27 protein-coding genes are annotated in these 21,449 nt (G+C 66.6%); 17 read left to right on the forward strand and 10 right to left on the reverse strand.

The genetic code is table 11. The annotated features are described in order from the left end of the window. Nucleotides 1–13: 13 nt before the first annotated feature. The 3 genes from ACLJRL_RS21180 to ACLJRL_RS21190 are packed head-to-tail and all read right to left on the reverse strand — an operon-like array spanning nucleotide 14 to nucleotide 2,564. Nucleotides 14–487 (reverse strand): hypothetical protein, encoded by a 474-nt coding sequence (locus tag ACLJRL_RS21180; RefSeq protein ID WP_410657968.1) that lies wholly within the window; start codon nucleotides 485–487, stop codon nucleotides 14–16. Continuing rightward, nucleotides 484–1,893, reverse strand: coding sequence for a sensor histidine kinase (locus ACLJRL_RS21185; RefSeq protein WP_410657969.1), 1,410 nt, complete (start codon nucleotides 1,891–1,893; stop codon nucleotides 484–486). Before ACLJRL_RS21185 ends, ACLJRL_RS21180 begins: the two co-directional genes overlap by 4 nt. Beyond that, complete coding sequence (locus ACLJRL_RS21190; RefSeq protein WP_410657970.1) at nucleotides 1,890–2,564, reverse strand: response regulator; 675 nt, start codon at nucleotides 2,562–2,564, stop codon at nucleotides 1,890–1,892. Before ACLJRL_RS21190 ends, ACLJRL_RS21185 begins: the two co-directional genes overlap by 4 nt. A 111-nt stretch (nucleotides 2,565–2,675) precedes the next feature. Between ACLJRL_RS21190 and ACLJRL_RS21195 the strand changes: the two genes are divergently transcribed. Continuing rightward, nucleotides 2,676–3,425, forward strand: a complete 750-nt coding sequence (locus ACLJRL_RS21195) for an SGNH/GDSL hydrolase family protein (RefSeq protein WP_410657971.1) — start codon at nucleotides 2,676–2,678, stop codon at nucleotides 3,423–3,425. A 102-nt stretch (nucleotides 3,426–3,527) separates the two neighbouring features. Here ACLJRL_RS21195 and ACLJRL_RS21200 read toward each other — a convergent pair whose 3' ends face one another. After that, nucleotides 3,528–4,214, reverse strand: coding sequence for an SDR family NAD(P)-dependent oxidoreductase (locus ACLJRL_RS21200; protein WP_410657972.1), 687 nt, complete (start codon nucleotides 4,212–4,214; stop codon nucleotides 3,528–3,530). Nucleotides 4,215–4,333: 119 nt separating this feature from the next. On the opposite strand from ACLJRL_RS21200, the gene ACLJRL_RS21205 reads away from it, so the two are divergent. Further along, entirely contained in the window at nucleotides 4,334–5,164 is an 831-nt protein-coding gene (locus tag ACLJRL_RS21205; protein WP_410657973.1) for a helix-turn-helix domain-containing protein, read from the forward strand. Nucleotides 5,165–5,290: 126 nt separating this feature from the next. Here ACLJRL_RS21205 and ACLJRL_RS21210 read toward each other — a convergent pair whose 3' ends face one another. Continuing rightward, nucleotides 5,291–5,836 carry a DUF5994 family protein gene (locus ACLJRL_RS21210; protein ID WP_410657974.1) on the reverse strand — a complete coding sequence of 182 codons (546 nt, stop codon included), beginning with the start codon at nucleotides 5,834–5,836 and terminating at the stop codon, nucleotides 5,291–5,293. 165 nt (nucleotides 5,837–6,001) lie between these two features. Continuing rightward, nucleotides 6,002–7,057 (reverse strand): fatty acid desaturase family protein, encoded by a 1,056-nt coding sequence (locus tag ACLJRL_RS21215; protein WP_410657975.1) that lies wholly within the window; start codon nucleotides 7,055–7,057, stop codon nucleotides 6,002–6,004. A gap of 322 nt (nucleotides 7,058–7,379) precedes the next feature. On the opposite strand from ACLJRL_RS21215, the gene ACLJRL_RS21220 reads away from it, so the two are divergent. The 3 genes from ACLJRL_RS21220 (at nucleotide 7,380) to ACLJRL_RS21230 (ending at nucleotide 8,199) form a co-directional block, all read left to right on the forward strand. After that, nucleotides 7,380–7,670, forward strand: a complete 291-nt coding sequence (locus ACLJRL_RS21220; protein ID WP_410657976.1) for an iron-sulfur cluster biosynthesis protein — start codon at nucleotides 7,380–7,382, stop codon at nucleotides 7,668–7,670. 111 nt (nucleotides 7,671–7,781) lie between these two features. Beyond that, nucleotides 7,782–8,090, forward strand: coding sequence for a GAF domain-containing protein (locus ACLJRL_RS21225; protein ID WP_410658288.1), 309 nt, complete (start codon nucleotides 7,782–7,784; stop codon nucleotides 8,088–8,090). A gap of 25 nt (nucleotides 8,091–8,115) precedes the next feature. Then, nucleotides 8,116–8,199: a hypothetical protein gene (locus tag ACLJRL_RS21230; RefSeq protein WP_410658289.1), complete on the forward strand. Its 84-nt coding sequence runs from the start codon at nucleotides 8,116–8,118 to the stop codon at nucleotides 8,197–8,199. Here the strand turns inward: ACLJRL_RS21230 and ACLJRL_RS21235 are convergent, their stop codons facing one another. Both ACLJRL_RS21235 and ACLJRL_RS21240 read right to left on the reverse strand, forming a co-directional pair. Continuing rightward, a complete protein-coding gene (locus ACLJRL_RS21235; RefSeq protein WP_410657977.1) occupies nucleotides 8,200–8,394 on the reverse strand; it encodes a hypothetical protein in 195 nt (64 codons plus the stop codon). A 103-nt stretch (nucleotides 8,395–8,497) separates the two neighbouring features. Next, complete coding sequence (locus tag ACLJRL_RS21240) at nucleotides 8,498–9,274, reverse strand: hypothetical protein (protein WP_410657978.1); 777 nt, start codon at nucleotides 9,272–9,274, stop codon at nucleotides 8,498–8,500. Between the two features lie 176 nt (nucleotides 9,275–9,450). Here ACLJRL_RS21240 and ACLJRL_RS21245 point away from each other — a divergent pair, with 176 nt between their 5' ends. The 3 genes from ACLJRL_RS21245 to ACLJRL_RS21255 all read left to right on the forward strand — a co-directional run bounded on the left by ACLJRL_RS21245 (nucleotide 9,451) and on the right by ACLJRL_RS21255 (nucleotide 11,473). Continuing rightward, complete coding sequence (locus ACLJRL_RS21245; protein WP_410657979.1) at nucleotides 9,451–10,314, forward strand: helix-turn-helix domain-containing protein; 864 nt, start codon at nucleotides 9,451–9,453, stop codon at nucleotides 10,312–10,314. Next, nucleotides 10,311–10,526: a DUF397 domain-containing protein gene (locus ACLJRL_RS21250; protein WP_410657980.1), complete on the forward strand. Its 216-nt coding sequence runs from the start codon at nucleotides 10,311–10,313 to the stop codon at nucleotides 10,524–10,526. Before ACLJRL_RS21245 ends, ACLJRL_RS21250 begins: the two co-directional genes overlap by 4 nt. A 713-nt stretch (nucleotides 10,527–11,239) precedes the next feature. Then, entirely contained in the window at nucleotides 11,240–11,473 is a 234-nt protein-coding gene (locus ACLJRL_RS21255; RefSeq protein ID WP_410657981.1) for a hypothetical protein, read from the forward strand. A 365-nt stretch (nucleotides 11,474–11,838) separates the two neighbouring features. Here the strand turns inward: ACLJRL_RS21255 and ACLJRL_RS21260 are convergent, their stop codons facing one another. Further along, nucleotides 11,839–12,897 (reverse strand): LysR family transcriptional regulator, encoded by a 1,059-nt coding sequence (locus ACLJRL_RS21260; protein WP_410657982.1) that lies wholly within the window; start codon nucleotides 12,895–12,897, stop codon nucleotides 11,839–11,841. 221 nt (nucleotides 12,898–13,118) lie between these two features. Between ACLJRL_RS21260 and ACLJRL_RS21265 the strand changes: the two genes are divergently transcribed. From ACLJRL_RS21265 to ACLJRL_RS21285, 5 genes are all read left to right on the forward strand, one after another. Continuing rightward, nucleotides 13,119–14,237 (forward strand): radical SAM protein, encoded by a 1,119-nt coding sequence (locus ACLJRL_RS21265; protein ID WP_410657983.1) that lies wholly within the window; start codon nucleotides 13,119–13,121, stop codon nucleotides 14,235–14,237. Beyond that, on the forward strand, nucleotides 14,234–14,890 hold the full coding sequence (tmk, locus tag ACLJRL_RS21270; protein WP_410657984.1) for a dTMP kinase: 657 nt from the start codon (nucleotides 14,234–14,236) through the stop codon (nucleotides 14,888–14,890). Before ACLJRL_RS21265 ends, tmk begins: the two co-directional genes overlap by 4 nt. Further along, entirely contained in the window at nucleotides 14,881–15,720 is an 840-nt protein-coding gene (locus ACLJRL_RS21275) for an endonuclease/exonuclease/phosphatase family protein (protein ID WP_410657985.1), read from the forward strand. The genes tmk and ACLJRL_RS21275 overlap by 10 nt, the downstream gene beginning before the upstream one ends. Nucleotides 15,721–15,790: 70 nt before the next feature. After that, on the forward strand, nucleotides 15,791–16,288 hold the full coding sequence (locus ACLJRL_RS21280) for an NUDIX hydrolase (RefSeq protein WP_410657986.1): 498 nt from the start codon (nucleotides 15,791–15,793) through the stop codon (nucleotides 16,286–16,288). 492 nt (nucleotides 16,289–16,780) lie between these two features. After that, complete coding sequence (locus tag ACLJRL_RS21285; protein WP_410657987.1) at nucleotides 16,781–17,212, forward strand: CocE/NonD family hydrolase; 432 nt, start codon at nucleotides 16,781–16,783, stop codon at nucleotides 17,210–17,212. Between the two features lie 84 nt (nucleotides 17,213–17,296). Here ACLJRL_RS21285 and ACLJRL_RS21290 read toward each other — a convergent pair whose 3' ends face one another. Continuing rightward, the gene (locus ACLJRL_RS21290) at nucleotides 17,297–17,875 is read right to left on the reverse strand and encodes a hypothetical protein (protein ID WP_410657988.1); all 579 of its coding nucleotides are present in this window, start codon (nucleotides 17,873–17,875) and stop codon (nucleotides 17,297–17,299) included. 202 nt (nucleotides 17,876–18,077) lie between these two features. Here ACLJRL_RS21290 and ACLJRL_RS21295 point away from each other — a divergent pair, with 202 nt between their 5' ends. The 4 genes from ACLJRL_RS21295 to ACLJRL_RS21310 all read left to right on the forward strand — a co-directional run bounded on the left by ACLJRL_RS21295 (nucleotide 18,078) and on the right by ACLJRL_RS21310 (nucleotide 21,134). Then, on the forward strand, nucleotides 18,078–19,262 hold the full coding sequence (locus ACLJRL_RS21295; protein ID WP_410657989.1) for a sensor histidine kinase: 1,185 nt from the start codon (nucleotides 18,078–18,080) through the stop codon (nucleotides 19,260–19,262). Next, nucleotides 19,259–19,975, forward strand: coding sequence for a response regulator (locus ACLJRL_RS21300; RefSeq protein WP_410657990.1), 717 nt, complete (start codon nucleotides 19,259–19,261; stop codon nucleotides 19,973–19,975). The genes ACLJRL_RS21295 and ACLJRL_RS21300 overlap by 4 nt, the downstream gene beginning before the upstream one ends. A gap of 369 nt (nucleotides 19,976–20,344) precedes the next feature. Next, the gene (locus ACLJRL_RS21305; protein WP_410657991.1) at nucleotides 20,345–20,590 is read left to right on the forward strand and encodes a hypothetical protein; all 246 of its coding nucleotides are present in this window, start codon (nucleotides 20,345–20,347) and stop codon (nucleotides 20,588–20,590) included. Nucleotides 20,591–20,660: 70 nt separating this feature from the next. Then, nucleotides 20,661–21,134 (forward strand): hypothetical protein, encoded by a 474-nt coding sequence (locus tag ACLJRL_RS21310; protein ID WP_410657992.1) that lies wholly within the window; start codon nucleotides 20,661–20,663, stop codon nucleotides 21,132–21,134. Nucleotides 21,135–21,449: the final 315 nt, after the last annotated feature.

Here is a 21,449-nt window from a genome sequence, read left to right on the forward strand (position 1 = left end):
CGGGCCGGGCTGATCACGTGATCAGGGGGCAGGTCCGTAGCCGGTCCGATTCGGGAGTGGGCAAGGTGAACCGGACCTGCGCTTTCGTGGCCCGCGGGCCACCGCTCTGCACGTGGACTCCGAGCGCCGTGCACACGAGCTGGTCGATGCCCAGCGGGGTGAAGTCGTGGATTGTCAACGGCACCAGCAGCTTGATCACGCCGGGTTCGGTGTCCACCCCGACCGTGGTGACCGTGGTCGACGCGATCTCCGTGCGAAGCTCCGAGCCGCCAGGACCGGTCAGCAGCAACGACGTCGCCTCGGCGATCGTGCCCAGGTGCCCGGTGCTGCGCAGCTGTGGCTGGAGGTGGTGCTGCGCGTCGACGAAGTACAGCGTCGCTCCGGGCGCGACACCGGTCGGGGCCTCACCCCCGGCGGCCGGTCCGGAGGGCTCGATTCCACAGCCCGCGAGCAACAGGACCAAGAGCACCAGCCAGATCTGTTTCATCGATCCTCCTGATCCCGGGGCAGCCACAGCACGAACCGAGCGCCGCCGCCGCGCGCGTTGTCCGCCAAGAGGTCACCGCCGTGCAGCCGCGCGTTCTCGCGTGCGATCGCCAGCCCGAGTCCGCTGCCCGGGGTGCGGGTGCGCGCGGCGTCGGCCTTGTAGAAGCGGTCGAACACGTGCGGCAGCACATGTTCGGGCAAGCCCGGCCCGTTGTCGGTGACCTCGATCAGCACCTGGCCGGGAAGAACCGAGACGTGCACGCGCACCGGCGGCGCACCGTGCCGCAGCGCGTTTCCGACCAGGTTCGCGACGATGACGTCGAGCCGGCGCCGGTCCGGCCGCAGCAAGATCTCCTCCGCCGCCTCCACTTCGACCTGATCGAGCCAGCCCCGGGCACGCAGGCAATCCCGGACGGCGGCGGCCACGTCGATCTCTTCCCGCCGCATCTGGGCGGTGCCGGCGTCGAAACGGGACACTTCCATCAGGTCCTCGACGAGCCGGACCAGCCGGTGGATTTCGGTGATCGCCAGCTGCGCGGATTCCCGGGCGTCCGGCTCCATGGTGTCCGCCGTGGCCGCCAGCACCTCCACGACCGCGGTCAGCGTGCTCAGCGGGGTCCGCAGTTCATGGGAGACGTCCGCGGCGAATCTCTTGGCGTCGGCCTGCATATGGTGCATCGCCGTCATGGACGTCTGAACCGACTCGGCCATTTCGTTGACGGTGACCGTCAACTGGGCCAATTCGTCGGCGCCCTGCGGGAGCGAACGGGCGTCGAGGTCCCCGGAAGCCAGCCGGCGTGCGGTATCACGGAGCCGCCGCACCGGGCGCAGGACGCTGCCCGCCGCGAGCAGCGCCAACAGCACCGCGAGCGGCAACGCCACCGCGGCGGTGGCTCCGGCGGACCGGGCGAGACCGTCGATCTGCCGCTCGACCCCGGTGAGATCGTGCGCCGAGTACACCTCGACGCCGGACGGGGTGCGGGCGCCGGACGGCGCGGTGGCCATGACCGGGGTGCCGATCAGCAGCCACGGGGTACCGGACACGGTGACCCGCTGCGTCATCAGGCGGTTTTCGGCGCGCACCGCGGTGCGCAGCGAGTCGGTGACGAGATCGGCGCCGTCCACGGAACGCAGGTCCCGGTAGGTCACCAGGCTGTTCGCCCCGACGGCCACGCGCAGCCGGTCGAGCGTGTCCTGGTCCGGCGGGTAGGTCAGCTGCGAGGCGACCGCGGTGATCCGGCCCGTGACGGCCTCGGTGAGCCGCTCCTGGGTGGTGGTGACCAGCGCGGCGCTCGCCGACCCGGCACTGGACCAGGCCGCCGCCGCGGCCGCGGTCACGGCCACCAGCACGAAGGCGACCAGCAGCCGGGCGCGAAGCCCCCGCGGCCGTAGCCTGCCGGCTTTCATACGGGTCCGAACCGGTAGCCGAACCCGCGGACGGTCTGCACGTACACCGGGCCGGCCGGGTCCTCCTCGACCTTCGCCCGCAACCGCTGCACGCAGTTGTCGACCAGCCGGGAGTCACCGAGATAGTCGTGCTCCCAGACCTCCTCCAGCAGCTGGCTGCGGCTGAACACCCGGCCGGGAGCCCGGGACAGGGTCAGCAGCAACCGCAGCTCGGTCGGTGTGAGCGGCACGGGTTCGCCGCGCAGCGAGACGGAGAGCGCGGCGGTGTCGATCCGCAGGTCGCCGTGCACACGGACGCCGTCGGTGCAGACACTGCTCCGGCGCAGCACCGCGCGGATCCGTGCGTCGAGCACCGTGGGCTGCGCCGGTTTGATCACGTAATCGTCCGCGCCCGCCGCCAACCCGCCGACGACGTCGAAGTCGTCACCGCGTGCGGTGAGCATGATCACCGGCACCTCGCCCGCCGCCCTGATCCGGCGGCACACCTCGAATCCGTCGATTCCGGGCAGCATCAGATCGAGCACCACCAGGTCCGGCGTGGACGCACGGAACTGTTCCAGCCCGTCCTCACCGGTTTCCGCGGTGCGCACCTCGTGTCCGTGCCGGGACAGCGCCAGCTGGAGCCCGCGCCGGACCAGGGGATCGTCTTCGATGAGCAGAATCGCCACCACCTGTCCATTATGGACAATTCCGGGCCGTCTCACCTGCCAGGACTTCCTCTGCGACACAACTGCGACAGAGCCGCGCAGCGGCCGGGACACTGCGGCGGCACGGTCGAAGCCATGACCACGATACGAAGTCTCGCACTCGGCCTGGCCGGGCTCGCCCTGGCGACCGCGGCCTGCTCGACCCCGCCCGCCACGGACACGCCCGTGGCGGCGGCCGGTGCGGACCAGCGCAAAGTACTCTTCCTCGGCGACTCGATCGCGGAGGGCGAGGCGCTTCCGCTGGCCGCCGCGTTCAAAGCCGGCGGGGCCGGTTTCACCTCCCTCGCTTCCGCCGGCGGCGGGAACGTCGTCGGGCCGTTCTCCGACGAGAACTGGAAGAAGCTGCCCGAACAGATCACGTCCGCCGCCCCCACGGTGGTCGTCTACCAGATCGCCACCTACGACTGGGGTACCCGGCAGGAGCAGCAGGCCGCCTACGAGAAGCTGCTGAAGACGGTGACCGGGGCCGGCGCGAAACTGGTCTTCGTCACCATGCCCCCGATCAAGCCGGACGACTTCTACCAGCCGCATATGGCGGACCTGGAGCGCACCCCGGACGTCGCCCGCGCGGTCGCGGCGGCCTCGCCCGACAAGGCCGTCGTGCTCGATTCCGCCGAAGTGTGGACCGGCACCTACCAGCAGACCAGGGACGGTAAAGCCGACCGCAGTGCGGACGGCATCCACACCTGTCCGCAGGGCGCCGCTCGCTTCACCGGCTGGCTGCTCACCTCGCTGGCGAAGGTCCTTCCCGGCTTCACTCCCCCGGCCCCGGAAACCTGGGCCAACACCGGCTGGTCGGGCGACAAGCACTTCCAGGGCTGCTGACCGCTCACTTCTTCAACGGTCCCGTGACCCCGCCCGGCCGGTTGTTGAAAGGCAACACCTAGGTCTGTCCTAACAGGACGGTCAGGGCCGTCGCGATCGTTCTTACCAGCGCAGTTCCCCGGCTTCGTCCTGGAAGGTCCCGGTCGGGCCGTCCGCGTCGAGAGTCGCCAGCCTCACCACCGTTTTGGCGCTTTCGCCCGGTGACCGTCCGCCCGCGAACGCCGCGGTCATGTCGGTGGCGGTGAAGCCGGGCTCGAGGGCGTTGAACTTGATGCCCGGCTCGGACTTGGCGTACTGGACCGTCAGCATGGTGGCCGCCGACTTGGACGCGGAGTAGAGCGCGGCCCTCAGGTGAAATTCGGGCCGGTCGGGGTTGTTCGCCGCCCAGAACGACCCGGCGCTGCTCGAAATGGTGACCACGGTGGGGTTGGAGGATTTGCGCAGCAACGGGAGCGCCGCCTCCGTGACGCGCACGATTCCCACCGCGTTGGTGTCGAAGACCCGCAGAGCCGTGGGCCCGTCGGTGACGCCGTCCCCGAGGATGCCGGCGTTGTGCACCAGAACGTCGAGGCTGCCCTCGGCCGCACCGATCGTCTCCAGCGCACTGCTCACCGATACGTCGTCGGTCACGTCGAGCCGCACGAATCGTGCGCCGAGCGTCGCCGCGGCCTTCTCGCCTCGCTCGACGTCACGCGCACCGATGTAGACGACGTGTCCCAGCTCCAGGAGCTGTTTGGCGGTCTCGAATCCGATGCCCTTGTTGGCCCCGGTGATCAGAGTGACGGTCATGTGCTCCCTCTCGAAATACACGGCCCGAGCGGACCGTTGAGCACGCTATGAGCAGCTACTCGCCTCAACCAGAGCCCTCTCGAACCCGGGGTGTGACAGGACCCCCGCCGGCCGGCCGCATGAGCGAGACGACGAAGGCCCTCGGCGCGTACCTGCGTGCTCGGCGCGAGCTGGTGACGCCTCAGCAGGCGGGCATCCCCGACGTCGGTGTGCGGCGGGTTCCCGGACTGCGGCGCGAGGAGGTCGCCATGCTCGCCGGCATCAGCGCCGACTACTACCTCCGGTTGGAACGAGGCCGCGATCGCAACCCCTCCGGACAGGTCCTCGAGTCGATCGCGCGCGTGCTGCACCTCGACGACGACCACAAGGCCCATCTGCGGACCTTGGTTTCGGAGGCACCCCGGCAGCGCGGACGCCGACCACACCAGGAGATCCCACCTCCCGGCGCGCTCAAGCTGCTGGACGCCCTCGTCCAACCTGCTTTCATCGAAGGCCGCTATTACGACATCCTGGCCTCGAACGCCCTTGCGAGAGCGCTCTCTCCCGGCCTCGGCGCAGGGGGCAATCAGCTGAGGGACTTGTTCCTGGATCCGGCGGAGCAGGCACTGCATCCAGACTGGAAAGACGTCACGGAATGCTTCGTCGCGAACTTGCGGCAGTCCGCGGGCAACGACGTCGACGATCCTCGCTTCCTCGAGCTCACCGAGGAACTTTCACTGGCCAGTCCGCGTTTTCGCCGGCTCTGGGCCCGCCATGAGGTCCGCGGGCAACGCGGCGGGCCGATCCGGATCATGCACCCTCAGGTCGGGGAACTGACCCTCAACCGAGAGCGGCTCGACATCGCCGGAACAGAGGGCCTGATGCTCGTCGTGTATCACCCGGACGCCGGGTCCACCGATGCGGACAAGCTGACTCTCCTGGCTTCCGCTGGCCTGCCCAGCCCGACCTGACGACCGGCGTGAGCGGGCGTGCGCAAGGAAATTCGTTCTCGGCCAACCGGAGACCGAACACCGTCGACATCGATTGGTGTCGGAACACCACGCCGGTAAGTACTCCGGCAGATCGTCCACCACTGGTCACGAACCGATCGGCCGGCACCAGGCGGAATCGACGCCGCGATTCCCGCCGTCTGTTTCCCAGCGCGCGAAATCGGTCTCGCAGGCCGGGAACACCCACTTGCTGGGCAGGGCGCCGGAACCTTCGAGGATGTTCTCCGGGCTCGCCTCGTTGTCCGATCTCGCGGCCGCCGCCAGCGCCCGTTCGGCCGCGGCCACCTCCACGTGCGGAGGGATCACCAGCAGGGTGACCCGGCGCATGTTCCCACCGGTCACGTGGACGACATACGCACTCTGCGTGGCTATTCCTTCGAGGCGGACCAGCCGTTCGTCGAAGAGGACACTCGGCTCGGTGACGACCCAGCCGATCAGAGGGAACGCCACCCGCCACACGGGGCCGATCCGGTCGGCGAGTGCCGCGGCGAGGCCGGGCACCTCGGTCACCAGATCACGGGAGCGCGGCCACCAGGCGCCGTCGACGAAACCGGTCGCGGACATCGGGGTCTTCAACCGCACCCTCTCGACGGCCGGATCGGAAAGAGATCCCAAGCGCGGGCGTGGCAGCATGCGGTGCTCCGGTTCTCGGCCGCGAAGGCCGTGTGATGCACCAGCAGGCGCTACTGGCGGAGCGGGATCTCCGAAGTACTGACGGCGCGGATTCGACCACCCACAGGCGAAATACTCTCGGCCCACCAACACTACACTCGCGATTCCATCCGGCGGTCCGCGTTCTCAGGGCAGGGCAAGCCGGATGATCTTGCGGATGACCGAGCCGAGCTGCTTCGAAAGAGAACCGGTGTTGTAGGGCAGTCCGTGCTTTTCGCAGATCTCTCGCACCTCAGCGGCGATCTGGGGATAGCGGTGGGAAGGAATGTCCGGGAACAGATGGTGCTCGATCTGGTGACTGAGGTTCCCGGACAGCAGGTGGAACAGCGGGCTGCCGGTGATGTTCGCCGAGCCGAGCATCTGCCGGAGATACCACTGTCCCTTGCTCTCCTTCTCGCTCTCCTCTTCGGTGAAGACCTCGGCGCCGTCCGGGAAATGACCGCAGAAGATGATCGAGAAGGCCCAGAGATTGCGGATCAGGTTCGCGCTGATGTTCGCCGCCAGGGTCAGCGGCAGCAGCGGACCGGTGAGCACCGGGTAGAACACGTAGTCCTTGCCCGCCTGCCGCCGGACCTTGTCCAGCATCGGACCGAGCAGCGGCCGGATGTCCGCCCACGATCGTCGTCCCTGCACGATCCTGTCCGCCTCCAGGTCGTGCAGCATGATGCCGTATTCGAAGAACAGCGCCTGTCCCGCGGCGTAGAGCGGATTGCCGAGGTAGTACGGATGCCATTTCTGGTCCTCGGTGATCCGCAGGATGCCGTAACCGACATCACGATCCTTGTCGAGGATGTTGGTGTAGGTGTGGTGCATGAAGTTGTGCGAGCGGCGCCATTGCCCGCTCGGACAGACCATGTCCCATTCGAAGGTCCGCGAGTTCAGTGTGGGGTCGTTCATCCAGTCGTACTGGCCGTGCAGAACGTTGTGACCGATCTCCATGTTGTCGAGGATCTTCGACAGCGAAAGCGCGCCGACACCGGCCAACCAGGCGGGCGGGAACCAGCCGGCGAACAGCAGTATCCGGCCCGAGACCTCGCAAAGACGTTGGATCGCCACGACCTTGTGGATGTAGTCGGCGTCGTCCGCGCCGAGGTCGGCCACCACCCGGCGGCGCAGCTCGTCCAGCTGTTCCCCGATCCGGTCCACCTGGTCCGGCTCGAGTTCCTTGGTCATCGTGGTCATGGGCGAGCTCCTCGCTGTCGATCAGGGATTCAGCCTGTTCAGAGGAACCGCTCACTACCGCCACCAGGAGCGAGAATGCCATGGCGATTCCTTGGCAGAACAAGCATTTCGAGCCTGTGACGCCGAGGTCAGGGGCGAAACCCGATACACCACGATCTCTTCCGCCGGTTCCAGCCGGCCGATCGGGCGATACGCGCCAGCGTACTCCGAAAGTGGGGACGTTCGATTTCGAGGCACCGCTCCGTGACGGGCGTACAGTGAGCGGTATCCGCCGTCAGTGCGGTAGAGAGCGAGAACACTCGATAGAGAGCGAGAACACTCGATGTTCACCATCACCGATTCCGCCGCCGAAGCCATCAACCAGCTCACCACCGCTCAGGATCTCGAGAAGCAGGGCGGCCTGCGGATGACTCTGAACGGCCTCCCCGAAGAGGGTGCCGCGCTCTCCATCGAAATCACCGCGCACCCGGCGCCCGGCGACGACGTCATCGACGCCGCGGGAACCCAGGTGTTCCTGGCGCGCGAAACCCGGATCCGCCTCGCCGACAAGATCCTCGATGTCCGCAAGGATATCGACGGACACTTCACCTTCCTGGTGGCATCCCCGCGCTGAAGCCGCTGAACGACCGCGCGTTACGCCAGAACCCGACCCTGCCCGAACTCGGCCAGCGAGCGTTCAGGCGCCGAGCACGCGGGGATCTCCCTGGTCGAGCACGGCCACCGGATCCGTACCGTCGTGCCCACCGACGCGGTGGTGGCCACGATCGATGAAGTGCAGTACCGCACCGGGCAGGGCCCGTGTGTCGACGCGATCGCCGAGCACCAGGTCTTCCGAACCGGGGATCTCACCATCGAGACGCGGTGGCCGGCCTTCGCCCCCGCGGCCGCCGCGGCCGGGATACGTTCGATGCCGGCCTGCCGGTTGTTCGTCAACGAGACCACCCTCGGCGCGCTGAACCTCTACTCCAGCCGGCTCGACGCGTTCAGCGATCAGACCGAGCAGGACGGCGGCGTTTCTGATCAACCGCTATGACCTCGATCCCGTTCAGGCGTTCCGGATGCTCGTCGAGTGCTCGCAGGTCACCAACTTGAAACTGCACCAGGTCGCCGCCCGGCTCGTCGAGCACCGGCGCGAGCTGTAGTCACCTCAAGCGTCGCGCGGCCTCGACGACCCCGACGCCCTCCTTCTCGGCACACAGTGCCAGCAACGACGCCGCGGCACGCCCGTCGATCTCATGGCGCCGCGTGAGCACGTCCTTGGCTTGCGCGATCTCCGCCAGCTCACGCCACAGCACCGCGCGCCACTCCGGATCGTCGATGTCGCCATCAGTCGTCACCCGACCAGGATGCCCAGCCGGACCGGAGATCGTAACCTCGCCGTCCAATACCGACCCGTACGAGTGACGGCCGCGGCGGCGGCAGATCGTTCAGGGAAACCGTCTATCGTCTCGGTCCCCGTCGTACCGGCCGAGAACAGGACCTATGACGCGAGATTCGCGAACCCACGCTTGACTGGCGAGATGCGGTGGAAGTACTGACGAGAAGCCACCACCCTCGCGTTTCCATCTCCTTGTTCTTGACCTCCAAGGAGGAATACGACGCCGCGTTGCTGAATTCGCTGTGCTGGATGACTTCGGCAAAGAACCAATCAGACCCGATGATGGCCAGAATCGCGGAGCTGCCCGCGAGCGCCATCTTGAGCGACGGCGCGTCAAGAAGCCTGAAGGCATGTATTATCGAGTATCCAGTGACGCCGTATTCGTCATAGTTGATCTCTCCCGCGTGCAAAACAAGCCGAAGGCGCATCTGCTCTTCATGCGGATGAGTCGCATTGTGCCTGGCCAATTCCAGCGCGAGGGTATAGGGAAGACTGTCGACGAAGAGAGCCTTCGGCGTCTCGGCGCGAGAGAGGATCAAGATGCCATCACCACGGTCTTCGCGATGACAGGAAAGCCAGGGAATTCCGGCGCCTTCGAAGGCCGCCCGCATCGCCTTGTAGAGCCCACGGCGTATGCGCACTCGGTTCGCGTTGCTGCGGTGAAGCTGGCCGAACCCCTCGATGTCGACCGCGACGATCGTGCAGTGGGTCGCAGCCCGGCCGACCGTCTCTTGAGCCACGGAGTGGCTGGCGTCGAGACGCAGCGCCGACAGTGAGTGGCCGCCCACGATGGACGGCTCAGGATGGGCATCGAACCCGTGGTGCCCAGGAGTTGACATCTGGTTCCTCCCCGTTGACGTGCAGCTTGACCGGCGGCCGGCTTGCCAGGTCGCTTCGAACGATAAGGTGGGGTTACACTGCCCGGCTACAGTGCCTGGACTATCGTGTGGTTACCGTAACCATGCACGTGAACCAGCTCGTGCATGACGGATGACCGAACCCGAAGGGAGGAGAAGTGCCACCACCGACATCTCCGGTGGTCGCGGCATGGGAGCTCGCCCTTCGACTCCGCGAACGCCGCGACCAGGTGAACGTTGACGTCAAGACCATCACCGACGCACTGGGCTTCTCGCGCAACTACTGGTCCGCCGTCGAAAACGAACGCAAAATTCTCTCCGAAGAGAGCCTGATCAGGCTTCTGGCGCTTCTCGAGTTCGACGACAGCGAACGACAAGAGCTCCTTGATCTGCGACAAAGGGCCAAGGAGCGAGGGTGGTGGGCCAAGTATTCCGGCTTGCTCGGCCCTGAGATTCAACGCATGTACGGCCTTGAGCTAGGCGCTCAGGGTGTCCGCGACTATGAGAGCCTGATCATTCCCGGACTGTTGCAGACCGCGGACTACGCAAGAGCGATCATGACACCGGCCGTCGTCGTTCGCCAAGTAGAGGTCGATCAGCGTGTCGATGTCCGCCTGCAGAGACAGCAGCGGCTCGCGAGCGAGAATCCACTTCATGTCACGGCGATTATCAGCGAAGCCGCCCTTCGGCAGCAGATCGGCGGCCCGGCCACCTTGCGAGGCCAGCTCGACCACCTTGCGGACATGATCGAAGAACATCCCGAAAGTATCAAAGTCCGTATTATTCCGTTCACCGCGATAGCGTGCGGACTGTTCGGTGCGTCCACGGTGCATATGATCGATTTCGAGAACCCGAGATTACCCACCGTCGCATGGCAGGAGACGGTGACGAAATACGATATCATCGACGACCCGCTGCGGGTCCGCGATATAACACTGACGTACAGTGACGCATTCGGGCAAGCCTTGAATGAGCAACGATCACTGGAAATGATTCGCCGATACGCCAGGGAACTAGATTGAACGACGTCACATCTTCGCCGACAACGAAACTTCAGGGAGGCTGGTTCAAGAGTAGCTATTCAAGCGCGACCGGCAGCTGCGTGGAAGTACGATTCCTGAGCGATTCCATACTGCTACGCGACAGCAAGGACCGCACGGTTGATCAGCCGATGATCGAAGTCGAGCCTGCAGGCTGGAGCTCCTTTTTGAAGGCTCTTGAAGAACCTTCGTAGCCGGAATGCCGTCGATGTCGTCGCGCCAGGGCATGCCGGATCGGCTGTCCGGCGGCGACCCCGACGCGACGACCACCGACACGCTTACCGGCGTCGACGTGGTCGCCCACCGTTCGTCGCGAGACGTGACTCACAGTCAGATCCCAGCACGCGAAAAGCCCAGGCCAGTGGCCTGGGCTTTTGCTCCCCCGCTTGGACTCGAACCAAGAACCCTCCGGTTAAGTGGTTCGAGTCCTTTCGAGTCGTCCTCAGTCGTTCTAGCTGGGATGTTTGCATTCGTTCATGCTCTGAGTCGATGTCAGTCAACCTCGTTCGACCTGCAATATCGCCCTTAAATCGCCCCTAGTTCGACAACTGACGCCGCATTGCGCCTCGAACGCCGCCGACGCGGCAGATCCCGAACAGCCGCCCAGCACGCCGCTGAGCTCGTCCCCACTCAACTTCGACCGCGTCCCCGGCTTCATCCCGTTCCCGCCGTGCCAGGCCTTCTCCGCCGCCGGTAGGGGTGCGGCCGAGCTGCGCTCGACACCGTTTACCAGCTCGCAAAGACGCTGGAAGCCCGCCAATCCGTCGACTCCGTGTTCTCCGACAAGCGGACCGGCCTGGTCTTGGAGCCGCTCCGCTGCGTCCTCGCCGCCCCTCGACCACGACCACCTCATACAAGTGGCTCGCGCTTCGAGCAGGTCCCTGCGGTCCTGCCGGTCTGGGAGTACATGGCCGAGGCGTTTCGGCGCGAGCGCTACTCGGTCGCGACCGGCAAGCTCTCCGCCGAGAAGGACGCGAGCCGCTGGATTCCCAACGCCGCCGACGACGCGGGATCGCGATGGATGTGGCCGCCATCCTCCAGTCCTTCCCCGCGAACTATCGGTGGTAGGGGCACCGGCACCAAGACTTCCCAGCAGATCGGCAACGCGTCCCGCCGAGGTCTCTTCCGGTGGGACGCCTGATGTGGACTGGAGCGGCGAGCTCTCGCTGCGCCGACGCAGATTCGCCAGCTCCGGCGGTCATGTCCTCGCGTAAGCGGGGATGTTCCTACTCGCAAAGCAGAGTCACCTCTACGGCTCATCAGTCGGTGACTGTCGATAGTCATACATCTTCTGGACCGAGTATGACGAAGTCGCATCACCACATCAAAAGTGAACAAGAACCCAACACCCGCGGAGTAAATTCGCACGTCAATGAAGTGTTCTCCCCGCGCAAGCGGGGCTGGTCCTGGCACACCGCCATCTACGGCGACAAGTCCGCCGTTCTCCCCGCGCGAGCGGGGCTGGCCCCACCAACACCGGCGAGGCACACGAATACCGAATTTACCTCAGCCAGGGAAGGTGGTCGTGATGGTCTGATTTGGTGCTGCTGCGGTGAAGCCGTCCCACAGCAGGTTCAGCGGATGGTCGGGCGCGTAGCGGTCGCGTTCGTTTTTGCGGGCGAAGATTCCGGTGACGATCTCGAGGCTGGGCTGGTAGTCGTCGGCAAGGTCGATCTTGCGGAGGCCCTGGCCGGGGAGGCGTCCTTCGAGGGCGGCGTCGGCGACGCGTTCGGTGGTCAGTAGGCAGCCATGGAGGAGTTCGCTGGTGAGGAGGTTGAGTCCGTAGCTGAGGGAGTCGATGTCGGCGATGACGGTGAGTACGCCTCGGTAGTCGGGGCCGAACCATTGGCTCAGGAACTGGGAGAGCAGGCCCGCTGTCGGGGCGAGCAGCGGCAGTTCTGGTAGGCGGGCGGCGGCGACTGGGGTGTCGGGTAGTTCGCGGGCGGTGAGATTGGTCAGCAGGGCGACGCGTTCGCGGTGCCATTCCAGGAAGTCGTAGTCCACGGCGGGAGGCCGTCCGCGTTCGGCGGCGAAGCTGCCGCAGACCAGGTCGACTTTCTTGGCGTCGAGCTTTCGCCACAGATCGCGGGTGCGGACGTGCTCGATGTTGAGGCGGATGCCGCGGCGCTCGAAGTCTTCCCGCAGATCAGGCCAGATAGCGCCGAGGAACTGGACGGTGAACTCGGTGCTGCCGAAGGTGACGGTAGATCCGACTCGCCGTCGGCTGTGATGGACGCTGTCGGTGACAGCGTGGAGGGTTTGTGCGGCCAGAGCTACGAACTCTTCGCCTGACGGGGTGAAGAGGAAGTCCTTGCCTCGTCCTTGTTTCACCACCAGGGCTTCGCCGACCAGGCGGACCGCGGTCTTGTTGAGGTTGTCGAGCTGTTTCTGCACACTGGATTGCTCGCGGTCCAGGCTGCGGGCGGCTTGCTGCGCGGTGCCGGTGGCATGGACGACCGCGAGGGTGCGCAGCTGGTCGAGGCTGACGTCGAGCATCGCCGGCGGGCATCCCAGTAACGCGGCGAGCGCGTCCGCCGGGTTCGCATCGTCTCTGACATCCGTCACGCGAGTCTCCTTGGTTGTAACCGGCAGCGCGCTTCCGCCAAGGGAATTGTCTGGTCGGACAGTTCAGCTGTCGTTGCTCGCAGTTCCTGTGGAATTGTTCCAGATATGTTCGCTCGAACACTACAGACCTCACTAGTGTTCGGCCGAACATATCTGGGTGTGGGTTTTCGGCCGCATGTCGCGGCGGGCTCGCCCTGTCGCCCTTGGAAGGGAGAGCTCTGGTGACTGCTCGCAGCATTGCCTCGGAAGAGGTAGCCACGTCCTGCTATTTCCGCACCACGGTCGAGCAGCCGTTCCGGAAAGCGTTGGTACAGATCAATGAGGACTGCAATCTGCGGTGCGCTCACTGTTTCGTGTCCGCGACGCGGGCTGGCAAGCAGATGCCTCTGGTCGAGGTGATCGAGAAGGTGATTCCGCGGCTGGCCGCCGCCAGGGTCCAGCGGGTCACGCTGACCGGCGGTGAGCCGACGATCCATCCCGATTTCCTGTACATCGTGCGCGCGTTTCGCGCCGCGGAGATGGACGTCGGGATCTGCACCAACGCCACGACGCTGGACTCGGTGCAGATCTCAGCGCTGGTCGAACTGGGCGTGCACTGCAACGTCTCCCTCGACGGGTTCGCCGCCGATTCCCACGGGAAATTCCGGGGCGACCGGGACAGCTTCGCCGTGACCGTGGCAACGGTGGAGAAGCTCGGCAGAGCCGGGATCCTGCAGGGCCTGCTGTGCACGCCGAACACGTTGGCACAGAACGAGGAATACGCGCGGCTGTGCGCGTTCGCCCGCGCCAACGGTGCACGGTACGTACTGCTGAACCCGCTGGGCAGCATGGGCCGCGGGGTCAAGTCCCGATCCAAGCTGGCGAAGACGACCCTGCACATGCGGGAGATCTTCGAGCTGACCGCACCCTTCGACGGGCCGGAACTGGACGTCGCGCACATCCGCTTCCCGAACACCGAGCAACGTCCCCTGGCCGGCTGCGAAGCCGGGACGATCATCTACGTGTTCACCCCCGGCGAAGTCACCGTGTGCCCGTATCTGGTGTTCGCCGCCCGCACCCCGCAGTCCCAGCACACCGACAGCGAGTTCATCGTCGGCAACATCTTCACCGACCCCGACCTCGCCGCACGACTGGATGACTACCGCTTCCACGACCGCTACCAGGTCGGCACCAACGCCACCTGCACTGCATGCTCGATCAACTCGGCGTGCGGTAAAGGATGCCCCGCAGCCGTCATCGCCGCAGGCAACCGGATCGGTGACGTCGACCTCGAACAGTGCCCCGTCGCCGACACCGCTGATGTCCCGGAACGCAGGCTGCTGCCGCTGATGCCCGCATGAAGCCCCATGTCGCGGCTGTGCAGCACCGGCTTACCGGAACTCTGATCACCCTGGACGGCCCTGGCGGCGTCGGCAAGTCCACCGCCACCCGCCTGGTCGTCGACACACTGACCGCGCTGGGCCTGCCCGTCCACGCCACCAGCCAGCCCTCCCGCGCTCCGCTGGGAGAACTGGCCCGGCACGGGACGGAGACCTACCGGGGCATGGCGCTCGCGTGCCTGTGCGCCGCGGACCGTCACCACCAGCTCGACACCGAGATCCTGCCCGCGCTCAACACCGGCAAGATCGTGATGTGTGACCGCTATGTCGCCTCATCCCTGGTACTGCAAGGCCTCGACGGCCTCCCCGCCGATGTGGTGTGGCAGCTCAACCACGGCGTCTACCGTCCCGACCTGTCGATCATCCTCACCGGCGACCCCCAGATCATCGACGCCCGGCTCCGCGCCCGCGGCGGACACAGCCGCTTCGAACGCGCCACCGACAGCAGCACACGAGAGACCAACGGGTACACCTCCGCAGTCACCGACCTGCGGGACAAAAGCTGGCCGGTGACCACCGTCGATGCCACCACCGGCCCGCCAGAGACAATCGCCGCGACCATCGTGGCCCACATCCAAAACGTCCTGACCAGGAAGAGCCCGGCATGCCTTTGAGCCTGATCACCGTCAACGTCGGCGCACCATCCCTGGACCGTGCCCGGCGCCAACTGGACTGGCTCGCCCGCCGCCCCGAAGACGTGCTCGTACTGACCGAGACCAAAGCAACCGCAGGCAGCCAATTCCTCGCTGAAGCCTTCGCCAACGCCGGCTACGCAGTCAGCTTCCCCGTTCACGCCCCCGGCGAACTAGGCGTCATGATCGTCAGCAAACTCGCCACCACACCCGACCCGCTCGGCGCGGCTCTGACCTACCTGCCCGCCCGCGCCACCGGTGTCGTCGTGGACACCACCGACGGACCCCTGCGCATCGCCGGGGCCTACGTGCCCTCCCGCGACGCCACCGCCGACAAAACCGAACGCAAGAAAACCTGGATCAAGCACTTCCAGCACGCTCTCGACACCACCATCAACGACGCACCGCTGCTGCTGCTCGGTGACCTGAACGTCCTCGAACCCAGCCACACCCCCGCACACCGGAGCCAGTTCGCTCCGTTCGAGTACGCCTTCTACACCGACCTGACCGACCGGCACCACCTGCTCGACCTCTTCCGCCACCTGCACCCCGACCGCGTCGAGCACAGCTGGGCCCGGCGCCCCGAACTGGGCTACCGCTACGACCACGCCCACGGCTCCCCCGGCTTGGCCGAACACCTCGCCGCCTGCGACTACGTCCACGAAACCAGGCACATCACCCCAGAAGGCACACGGCTGACGGATCATTCCGGACTCGCCGTAACCATGACCCTGACGGCCACCACACCGCTGCTAACCTCGGACCCCGCCACGGCAGCCAGAGGCGCCGAGCCGGAGCCGACCCTGTTCTAGCCCACTGGTTCCCCCTCGCCACCGACTGCCGGAACACCACCGCCAGCCGACCGCGAGGTACCGCCACAGGATGTCCACCTCCACCAGCACCGTCACACCCCGCATCGGCGCCCGCGTCCTCCTGCTCGACCCCGCCGACCGCGTCCTGCTCATCCACGCCCTCGACCCCACCCAGCCCGAACACCACTGGTGGGAACTGCCTGGCGGCGGCATGGACGACGGCGAAACCCTCGAAGACACCGCCCGCCGGGAAATCGCCGAGGAAACCGGGATCATCCTCACCGGCTTAGGCCGCGAACTCTGGAAGCGTGAATCCCGCTTCCAGTACAAGGGACGCGAGCATCACCGCATCGACCACGTCTTCCTCGCCCGCACAGCGACCACAGCGCCACAAGTCGCGCTCCAGCCAACAGACAACGAGAAAGCCGGACTCATCGAACGCCGCTGGTGGACAGCCCAGGACCTACAGGCCTGCCACGACAAACTCCTACCAGCGACACTGCCACGACTCCTCACCGACCTCCTGGCCGACCAGCTAGGCCCACTACCCCTGACCCTCACCGAGTAACCCCGCTAGGTAGCCGACAGAAACCTCAGCAAGGCAGGCTGCACACCGATGAGCTCCGATTTAAATGCCCGAGCTCGTGTGCCATGTCGAAGCGCTAGCGGTAGTAGTCGTCCTTCAAGGGATTGAGAAGGATAATCGGCCACTCGGGCATGTCGAAGGAGTACGCGTTGTCCAAGGGGCTGAACACGACAAGGCCACCGTGACTCTCGGCCAGCATGACGAGATGCCCGACAGGTCCTGGCGGAATTCCCACTGCTTCCGCAGCAGTAACGCCGCTTCCTCCGGAGCCCGGCCACTGGTTTCTTCGGTTGAGACCGGGTAGCTGGGCAGGTCACGTTTCGGGAACTCGACGTGCCGTTCGATGGTGGTCGCGATGTCGACGGCGAGGCATCCGTAGGAGTCGGCCTGATCACGCGAAATCTGGCTGGTCGATCTCAATGACCGGAAATGCGGGACCCAGCCGATCCGACTCCGTCACTCGGCGGACGTCACATGTCCGCCAAAGCGGGCCGCCAGGACAACCGCCCACTCGAACACCGCGACGATGTGGTCACCTTCACCACCGAACCGCTCACCGCCCCGGTCGATGTCTTCGGCCACCCACACCTGGACCTCCGGCTCACCGTCGAAACCACCGCTCGACCAGACCTGTTCGTCCGGCTTTGCGACGTCGACGACCGCGGCCGCTCATGGAACGTGACCGAGACCTTCACCCGCCTCACCACCAGATCAGGGCGAATCAGCCTCCCTTTGAGTGCCTGCGCACACGAATTCCGCAGCGGCCACAGGATCCGCCTGCAGATCTCCGGCGGCGCGTACCCGCGCTATGCCCGCAACGACGAATCATGTCACTACACGGTTCTCTGTAAAGACTCACAGCTGACATTGCCCGTGGAACCAGACTTCAATCTAGGCGGCCACTAGACGGGGGCTCACCGGTCTGCTGTGGACTCGCGTGGCTCCACCTTGTCCCTCCAGCCGCGTCTCCGACCTCTCAGGGCAGGACACCTAGGCCGAGACCGGGCTGACGCGCTCGCTTCGCCACACCGCCATCGAGAGCCACCCGAGCGTGAGGCCGAACAGGATGTGCAACCCGCTGGTGAACAGGGTGTCCGGCAGGGGGGCGGCAAGTGCGAACGCGGCAGGCACCACCACATAGAGGCCCGACGGGAGCCGTGGGTGGATCTTGGCGCGCAGCAGGGACAGGCCGAAGAGCACCGAACCGAGGGCGAACACACTCGCGCTCGCCGTGAGGGCCAGTTTGGTCGGGCCGCGCAGAAGTTCGGCGACGACCGGGCCGTCGAGGTAGAACAGCGCCATGTTCAGCGTGAACGCGGCGCCACCGAACAGTCCGAGACCGATCAGGTTCACCAGGTACGCGATGGCGCCGAACCGGCCCGCGGCCTCGCTGTGACGCGCGTAGAGCGCCACGAGCACGGGCGTCGCCATGGCCGGGGCGAGGCCGAGGACGAAGCTGGTGGCCGCGGTCTCCCCGAGTACCGTTTCGAAGGCCGCGGGAACCGCGATGAACAGTCCGGCGACGATGCCGCACGGCGCGCCGAGGCGGATCAACGTGGGCGACAGCATATGAGAACTCCTTTGTGGCGCAAGCGTTAGTGTCGATGACAGGGTCGAACGCTACGAAGGACCACCGCGGCCCGGAAGTGCCGACCGGGCCGATCGCGCTCACCGATCACCGCCGAACGGCACGTGCCGTTCGGCCATGGTTTCGCGACTCGGGGGGAATACCGCCGGATCGGCCGTACTCTCCCTACTGGGAGGTGCCGGCATGACGCTCGTGCGGAAGGAATCACCGGTGCCGTGGGTGTCGGCCGTCGTCTACGGGATCGTGCTGCTCGCGGGCCTCTACTACGTCCTCGCCGGGCTCGGCGGGGACGTCCATCCTTTTCGGACCGCCGGATTCGTCGTAGGCGTCGCGGCGCTGTTCGCGCTGGAGCCCGCCGAACGGCGCTTCGGCGCGGGGCGCGGCACCGCCTTGGCGTTCCTGCTCGTCCGGCTCTCGCTGTTCGTCGCGGTCGCCGCGCTGGACGACTCGGGACTGTCGCGGGCGCTGTTCGTGCTGGTGCCGTTCGCGGCCTACCTCGCGTTCGGCCGGACGGTGAGTATCGCGCTCGGCGCGCTGTGCCTGGTGCTGCTCGTCGTCTCCTACGCCTTGTGGGTTCCCGGCTGGTACACCAGCGCCAACTACGTCGCCGATGTGCTGATGTTCGTCATCGGCCTGGTTCTCGCCATCGCCATGGCCGGGATCGCGGTCCGCGAGCAGCAGGCCCGATCCCGGCTCGAGGAGTCGTTGCGCGAGGTGACCTCCTACGCCGCCCAGGTCGCGGACCTGTCGGCGGCGGCGGAGCGCAACCGCCTCGCCAGAGACATCCACGACAGCCTCGGCCACCACCTGACCGCGATCGCGGTGCAGGTGGAGAAGGCGTCCGCCTTTCGGGACCGCGATCCACGGGCCGCGGACCAGGCACTGGCCGACGCCCGGTCTTCGGCACGACGCGCGCTCGACGAAGTCCGCCGGTCTGTCGGGGCACTGCGTGACGAACGGGAGGGACACACCCTGTCCGCGTCGCTGGCCGAGCTCGTCGACGAAGCAGGGGACGACCAGCTCCAGGTCAGCCTCGCCGTGGACGGCGAGGAGCGCACCGTGGACAACGCGACGGTGAGCGCGCTTTTCCGTGCGGCGCAGGAGGCTTTGACCAACGCGCGAAGGCACGCCCAGGCCGAGCGGGTCTCGGTGTCACTGACCTTCGCCGAGACCGAGACCCGGCTGGTCGTCGCCGATGACGGCCGGGGGTTCGGCACCGGAGCGACCGAGTCCGGAGAAGGGTTCGGGCTGCTCGGCCTGCGCGAGCGCGCGGCGCTGGTCGGCGGGCTCGCGCGGGTCGAGAGCCGTCCCGGGGCGGGCACCCGGATCACCGTGACGGTGCCGTGCGGGAAAGTTCCCGCCCGATGAGCGTGCGCGTGCTGGTCGTCGACGACCAGCGATTGATCAGGGACGGCATCGCCTCGCTCCTGGGCATCCAGCCGGGCATCGAGGTGCTCGGCGTGGCCGCGGACGGGAAGGAAGCCGTCGCCCGCGTCCTCGCCCTCGAACCCGACGTGGTGCTGATGGACGTGCGGATGCCCGGGATGGACGGTGTCGAGGCCGCCGCGATCCTGCGGCACAAGGCGCCCGGCTGCCGGGTCGTCATGCTGACCACTTTCGACGACGACGAATACGTCGTGCAGGCGTTGCGCGCGGGTGCCGCCGGTTACCTGCTCAAGGATCTTCCCGCCGACGAACTGGCCGACGCCATCCGGCTGGCGCACGCCGGGATCACCCAGCTCGACACCGCGGTGGCGCGGCGCCTGGCCGCGGCGGCTCCGGCAGCCGAACCCGCGAGAACGGCACCCGCCGAAGTCCTGACCGGCCGGGAGACCGCGGTGCTGCGGCTCGTCGCGGAGGGCTCGACGAACCGCGAGATCGCGGCCCGGCTGTACCTCAGCGAGGGAACGGTGAAGAACCACATTTCCCGCATCCTCGGCCGCCTCGGACTGCGAGATCGCACCCAGGCGGCGATCTACGCCCGCGACCACGGACTGCTGACGAACTCCGAGGACGGACAAACGGCTACCGAACGTAGAGGTTCCACTCGGACACCTCGGTCCGCAGACCCGCCTCGTTGACGCTCCAGAAACGCAACACCAGCTAGCGCCCGAAAAGCTGATCGGCAGGACGGTGTTCTCGGATCCTTCCGCGAGCGCCCAGCCGAAGGTCGCCACGTCGGCCTGCACCGGGCTGAGCGTGCACCGGACCACCTGACCGGGTTTGACGAAGCCCTGGTTCGTCGCAGGTCGGCTGTTCACTTAGACAAGTCCATCCGAGCGGCCACGATGCCGCTCAAAAGCTGGGGTTGGCGGGGTCTGCTCGGGAAGAGAGCTTCTTCCCCATGCCGATCGTGTTTTGTCAGCCGCCGAGCAGCTGAAGGACTAATTCGACGGGAACCACTTTCGTCCGCCAGAGATTCTGCAGCCACGGACGGTTACACCACCACCATGGCACGCAGCCGGGCCTTGACGATGATCATGCTCGCCCAGAACCACGCTCTGCTCGGCGATCTCGCCGAAGCGGCACGCGCGGGGCAGGCAGCCGTCGGACTCGCTCGCCCCCTCGGTTCCGCCCGCACCAAAGACCGGCTCGCCCCGCTGGCTCGTCTACTGGCCGACCGTGAAGACACAGTGTCCCGGCACCTGCTCGACGACGTCACCCGGTTCCGTAGCGAACCCATCACCTCAGGCTGAGTGATCCACTGTCACCAACCGTTGCCCCGGGCGACCACCCACATGGGCCAAGGTCTTTAAGATCCATGGCATGGCTCTCCCCTCCGGCGGCGACGCGTCCAGCTATCCGGTCTTCGTCTCAGCGCGGCGGTACAACTCCGCCTATCCGGACGCGGCGATCCCCGATGGCGTGGACGTCCGCAACACGCTGCGCAGCTACACCTGCGCGGGGGCGGGGCTGGATGACGATCTGAGATTGACCGGGGCGAAGTACACGCTGGACTTCCTGCCGGGCGGCGCTCCCGAGCCCGACGGCCCAGACCGCGTCGGCACTGTGATCGCGACCCGCTGGGGCAACACCCCGTACGTCGTCCTCGCTGAGCAGGTATCGCTACGGCGAGCGTGGGACGCGATCACACGACGGTGGCCCGCCGAGCTCTCTGCCGCCGCAGAGGCGCTGCGGCCTTTGACAACCTCCCGGAGCTCTGAACCAAGCGCGGGCAGCCCGGCGAGCCCAACTGACAGTCGGCAAGACGTCACCGGTGCAGGCCCGGGTCTTCGGTGACGGAGCGCAGCTGACAGGACTGACCTCGACGTTGACCATGGCCTGACCTCGCCGCCGATCGGCGGCGAGTATCTTCGCGGCGCCCGCGAGCACTTCGGGGTGCTCCCACCTTCTGCCATGTCGCAGGGAGAAGCTGCTGCGACATGGCGGTCAGTGACCGAGTCACAATGCCTGTCCCACGGTGTATCAGGGGAAGTTCATTCAGCCGCCGCCGCGCGATGACACACCCTCGGTGGAGCGGGACGTCGTATCCACGAGGAAGTCGAGGCGTCGGTGTAGCGACGCTGGCCCGGAGCCCCGCGCCTTGAGTGGTGG

The sequence above is a fragment of the Amycolatopsis sp. lyj-112 genome (genome assembly GCF_046549055.1).
GTDB lineage: Bacteria > Actinomycetota > Actinomycetes > Mycobacteriales > Pseudonocardiaceae > Amycolatopsis.

Bases quoted from the DNA above. Each gene is read 5' to 3' on its own strand.
- ACLJRL_RS21185 (WP_410657969.1), bottom strand. From the start codon at position 1,893: ATGAAAGCCGGCAGGCTACGGCCGCGGGGGCTTCGCGCCCGGCTGCTG.
- ACLJRL_RS21300 (WP_410657990.1), top strand. From the start codon at position 19,259: ATGAGCGTGCGCGTGCTGGTCGTCGACGACCAGCGATTGATCAGGGAC.
- ACLJRL_RS21220 (WP_410657976.1), top strand. From the start codon at position 7,380: ATGTTCACCATCACCGATTCCGCCGCCGAAGCCATCAACCAGCTCACC.
- ACLJRL_RS21210 (WP_410657974.1), bottom strand. From the start codon at position 5,836: ATGCTGCCACGCCCGCGCTTGGGATCTCTTTCCGATCCGGCCGTCGAG.
- ACLJRL_RS21290 (WP_410657988.1), bottom strand. From the start codon at position 17,875: ATGCTGTCGCCCACGTTGATCCGCCTCGGCGCGCCGTGCGGCATCGTC.
- ACLJRL_RS21195 (WP_410657971.1), top strand. From the start codon at position 2,676: ATGACCACGATACGAAGTCTCGCACTCGGCCTGGCCGGGCTCGCCCTG.
- ACLJRL_RS21305 (WP_410657991.1), top strand. From the start codon at position 20,345: ATGGCACGCAGCCGGGCCTTGACGATGATCATGCTCGCCCAGAACCAC.
- ACLJRL_RS21200 (WP_410657972.1), bottom strand. From the start codon at position 4,214: ATGACCGTCACTCTGATCACCGGGGCCAACAAGGGCATCGGATTCGAG.
- ACLJRL_RS21215 (WP_410657975.1), bottom strand. From the start codon at position 7,057: ATGACCACGATGACCAAGGAACTCGAGCCGGACCAGGTGGACCGGATC.
- ACLJRL_RS21280 (WP_410657986.1), top strand. From the start codon at position 15,791: ATGTCCACCTCCACCAGCACCGTCACACCCCGCATCGGCGCCCGCGTC.
- ACLJRL_RS21285 (WP_410657987.1), top strand. From the start codon at position 16,781: ATGTCCGCCAAAGCGGGCCGCCAGGACAACCGCCCACTCGAACACCGC.
- ACLJRL_RS21240 (WP_410657978.1), bottom strand. From the start codon at position 9,274: ATGTCAACTCCTGGGCACCACGGGTTCGATGCCCATCCTGAGCCGTCC.
- ACLJRL_RS21255 (WP_410657981.1), top strand. From the start codon at position 11,240: ATGGCCGAGGCGTTTCGGCGCGAGCGCTACTCGGTCGCGACCGGCAAG.
- ACLJRL_RS21295 (WP_410657989.1), top strand. From the start codon at position 18,078: ATGACGCTCGTGCGGAAGGAATCACCGGTGCCGTGGGTGTCGGCCGTC.
- ACLJRL_RS21230 (WP_410658289.1), top strand. From the start codon at position 8,116: ATGCTCGTCGAGTGCTCGCAGGTCACCAACTTGAAACTGCACCAGGTC.
- ACLJRL_RS21310 (WP_410657992.1), top strand. From the start codon at position 20,661: ATGGCTCTCCCCTCCGGCGGCGACGCGTCCAGCTATCCGGTCTTCGTC.
- tmk (WP_410657984.1), top strand. From the start codon at position 14,234: ATGAAGCCCCATGTCGCGGCTGTGCAGCACCGGCTTACCGGAACTCTG.
- ACLJRL_RS21275 (WP_410657985.1), top strand. From the start codon at position 14,881: ATGCCTTTGAGCCTGATCACCGTCAACGTCGGCGCACCATCCCTGGAC.
- ACLJRL_RS21205 (WP_410657973.1), top strand. From the start codon at position 4,334: ATGAGCGAGACGACGAAGGCCCTCGGCGCGTACCTGCGTGCTCGGCGC.
- ACLJRL_RS21180 (WP_410657968.1), bottom strand. From the start codon at position 487: ATGAAACAGATCTGGCTGGTGCTCTTGGTCCTGTTGCTCGCGGGCTGT.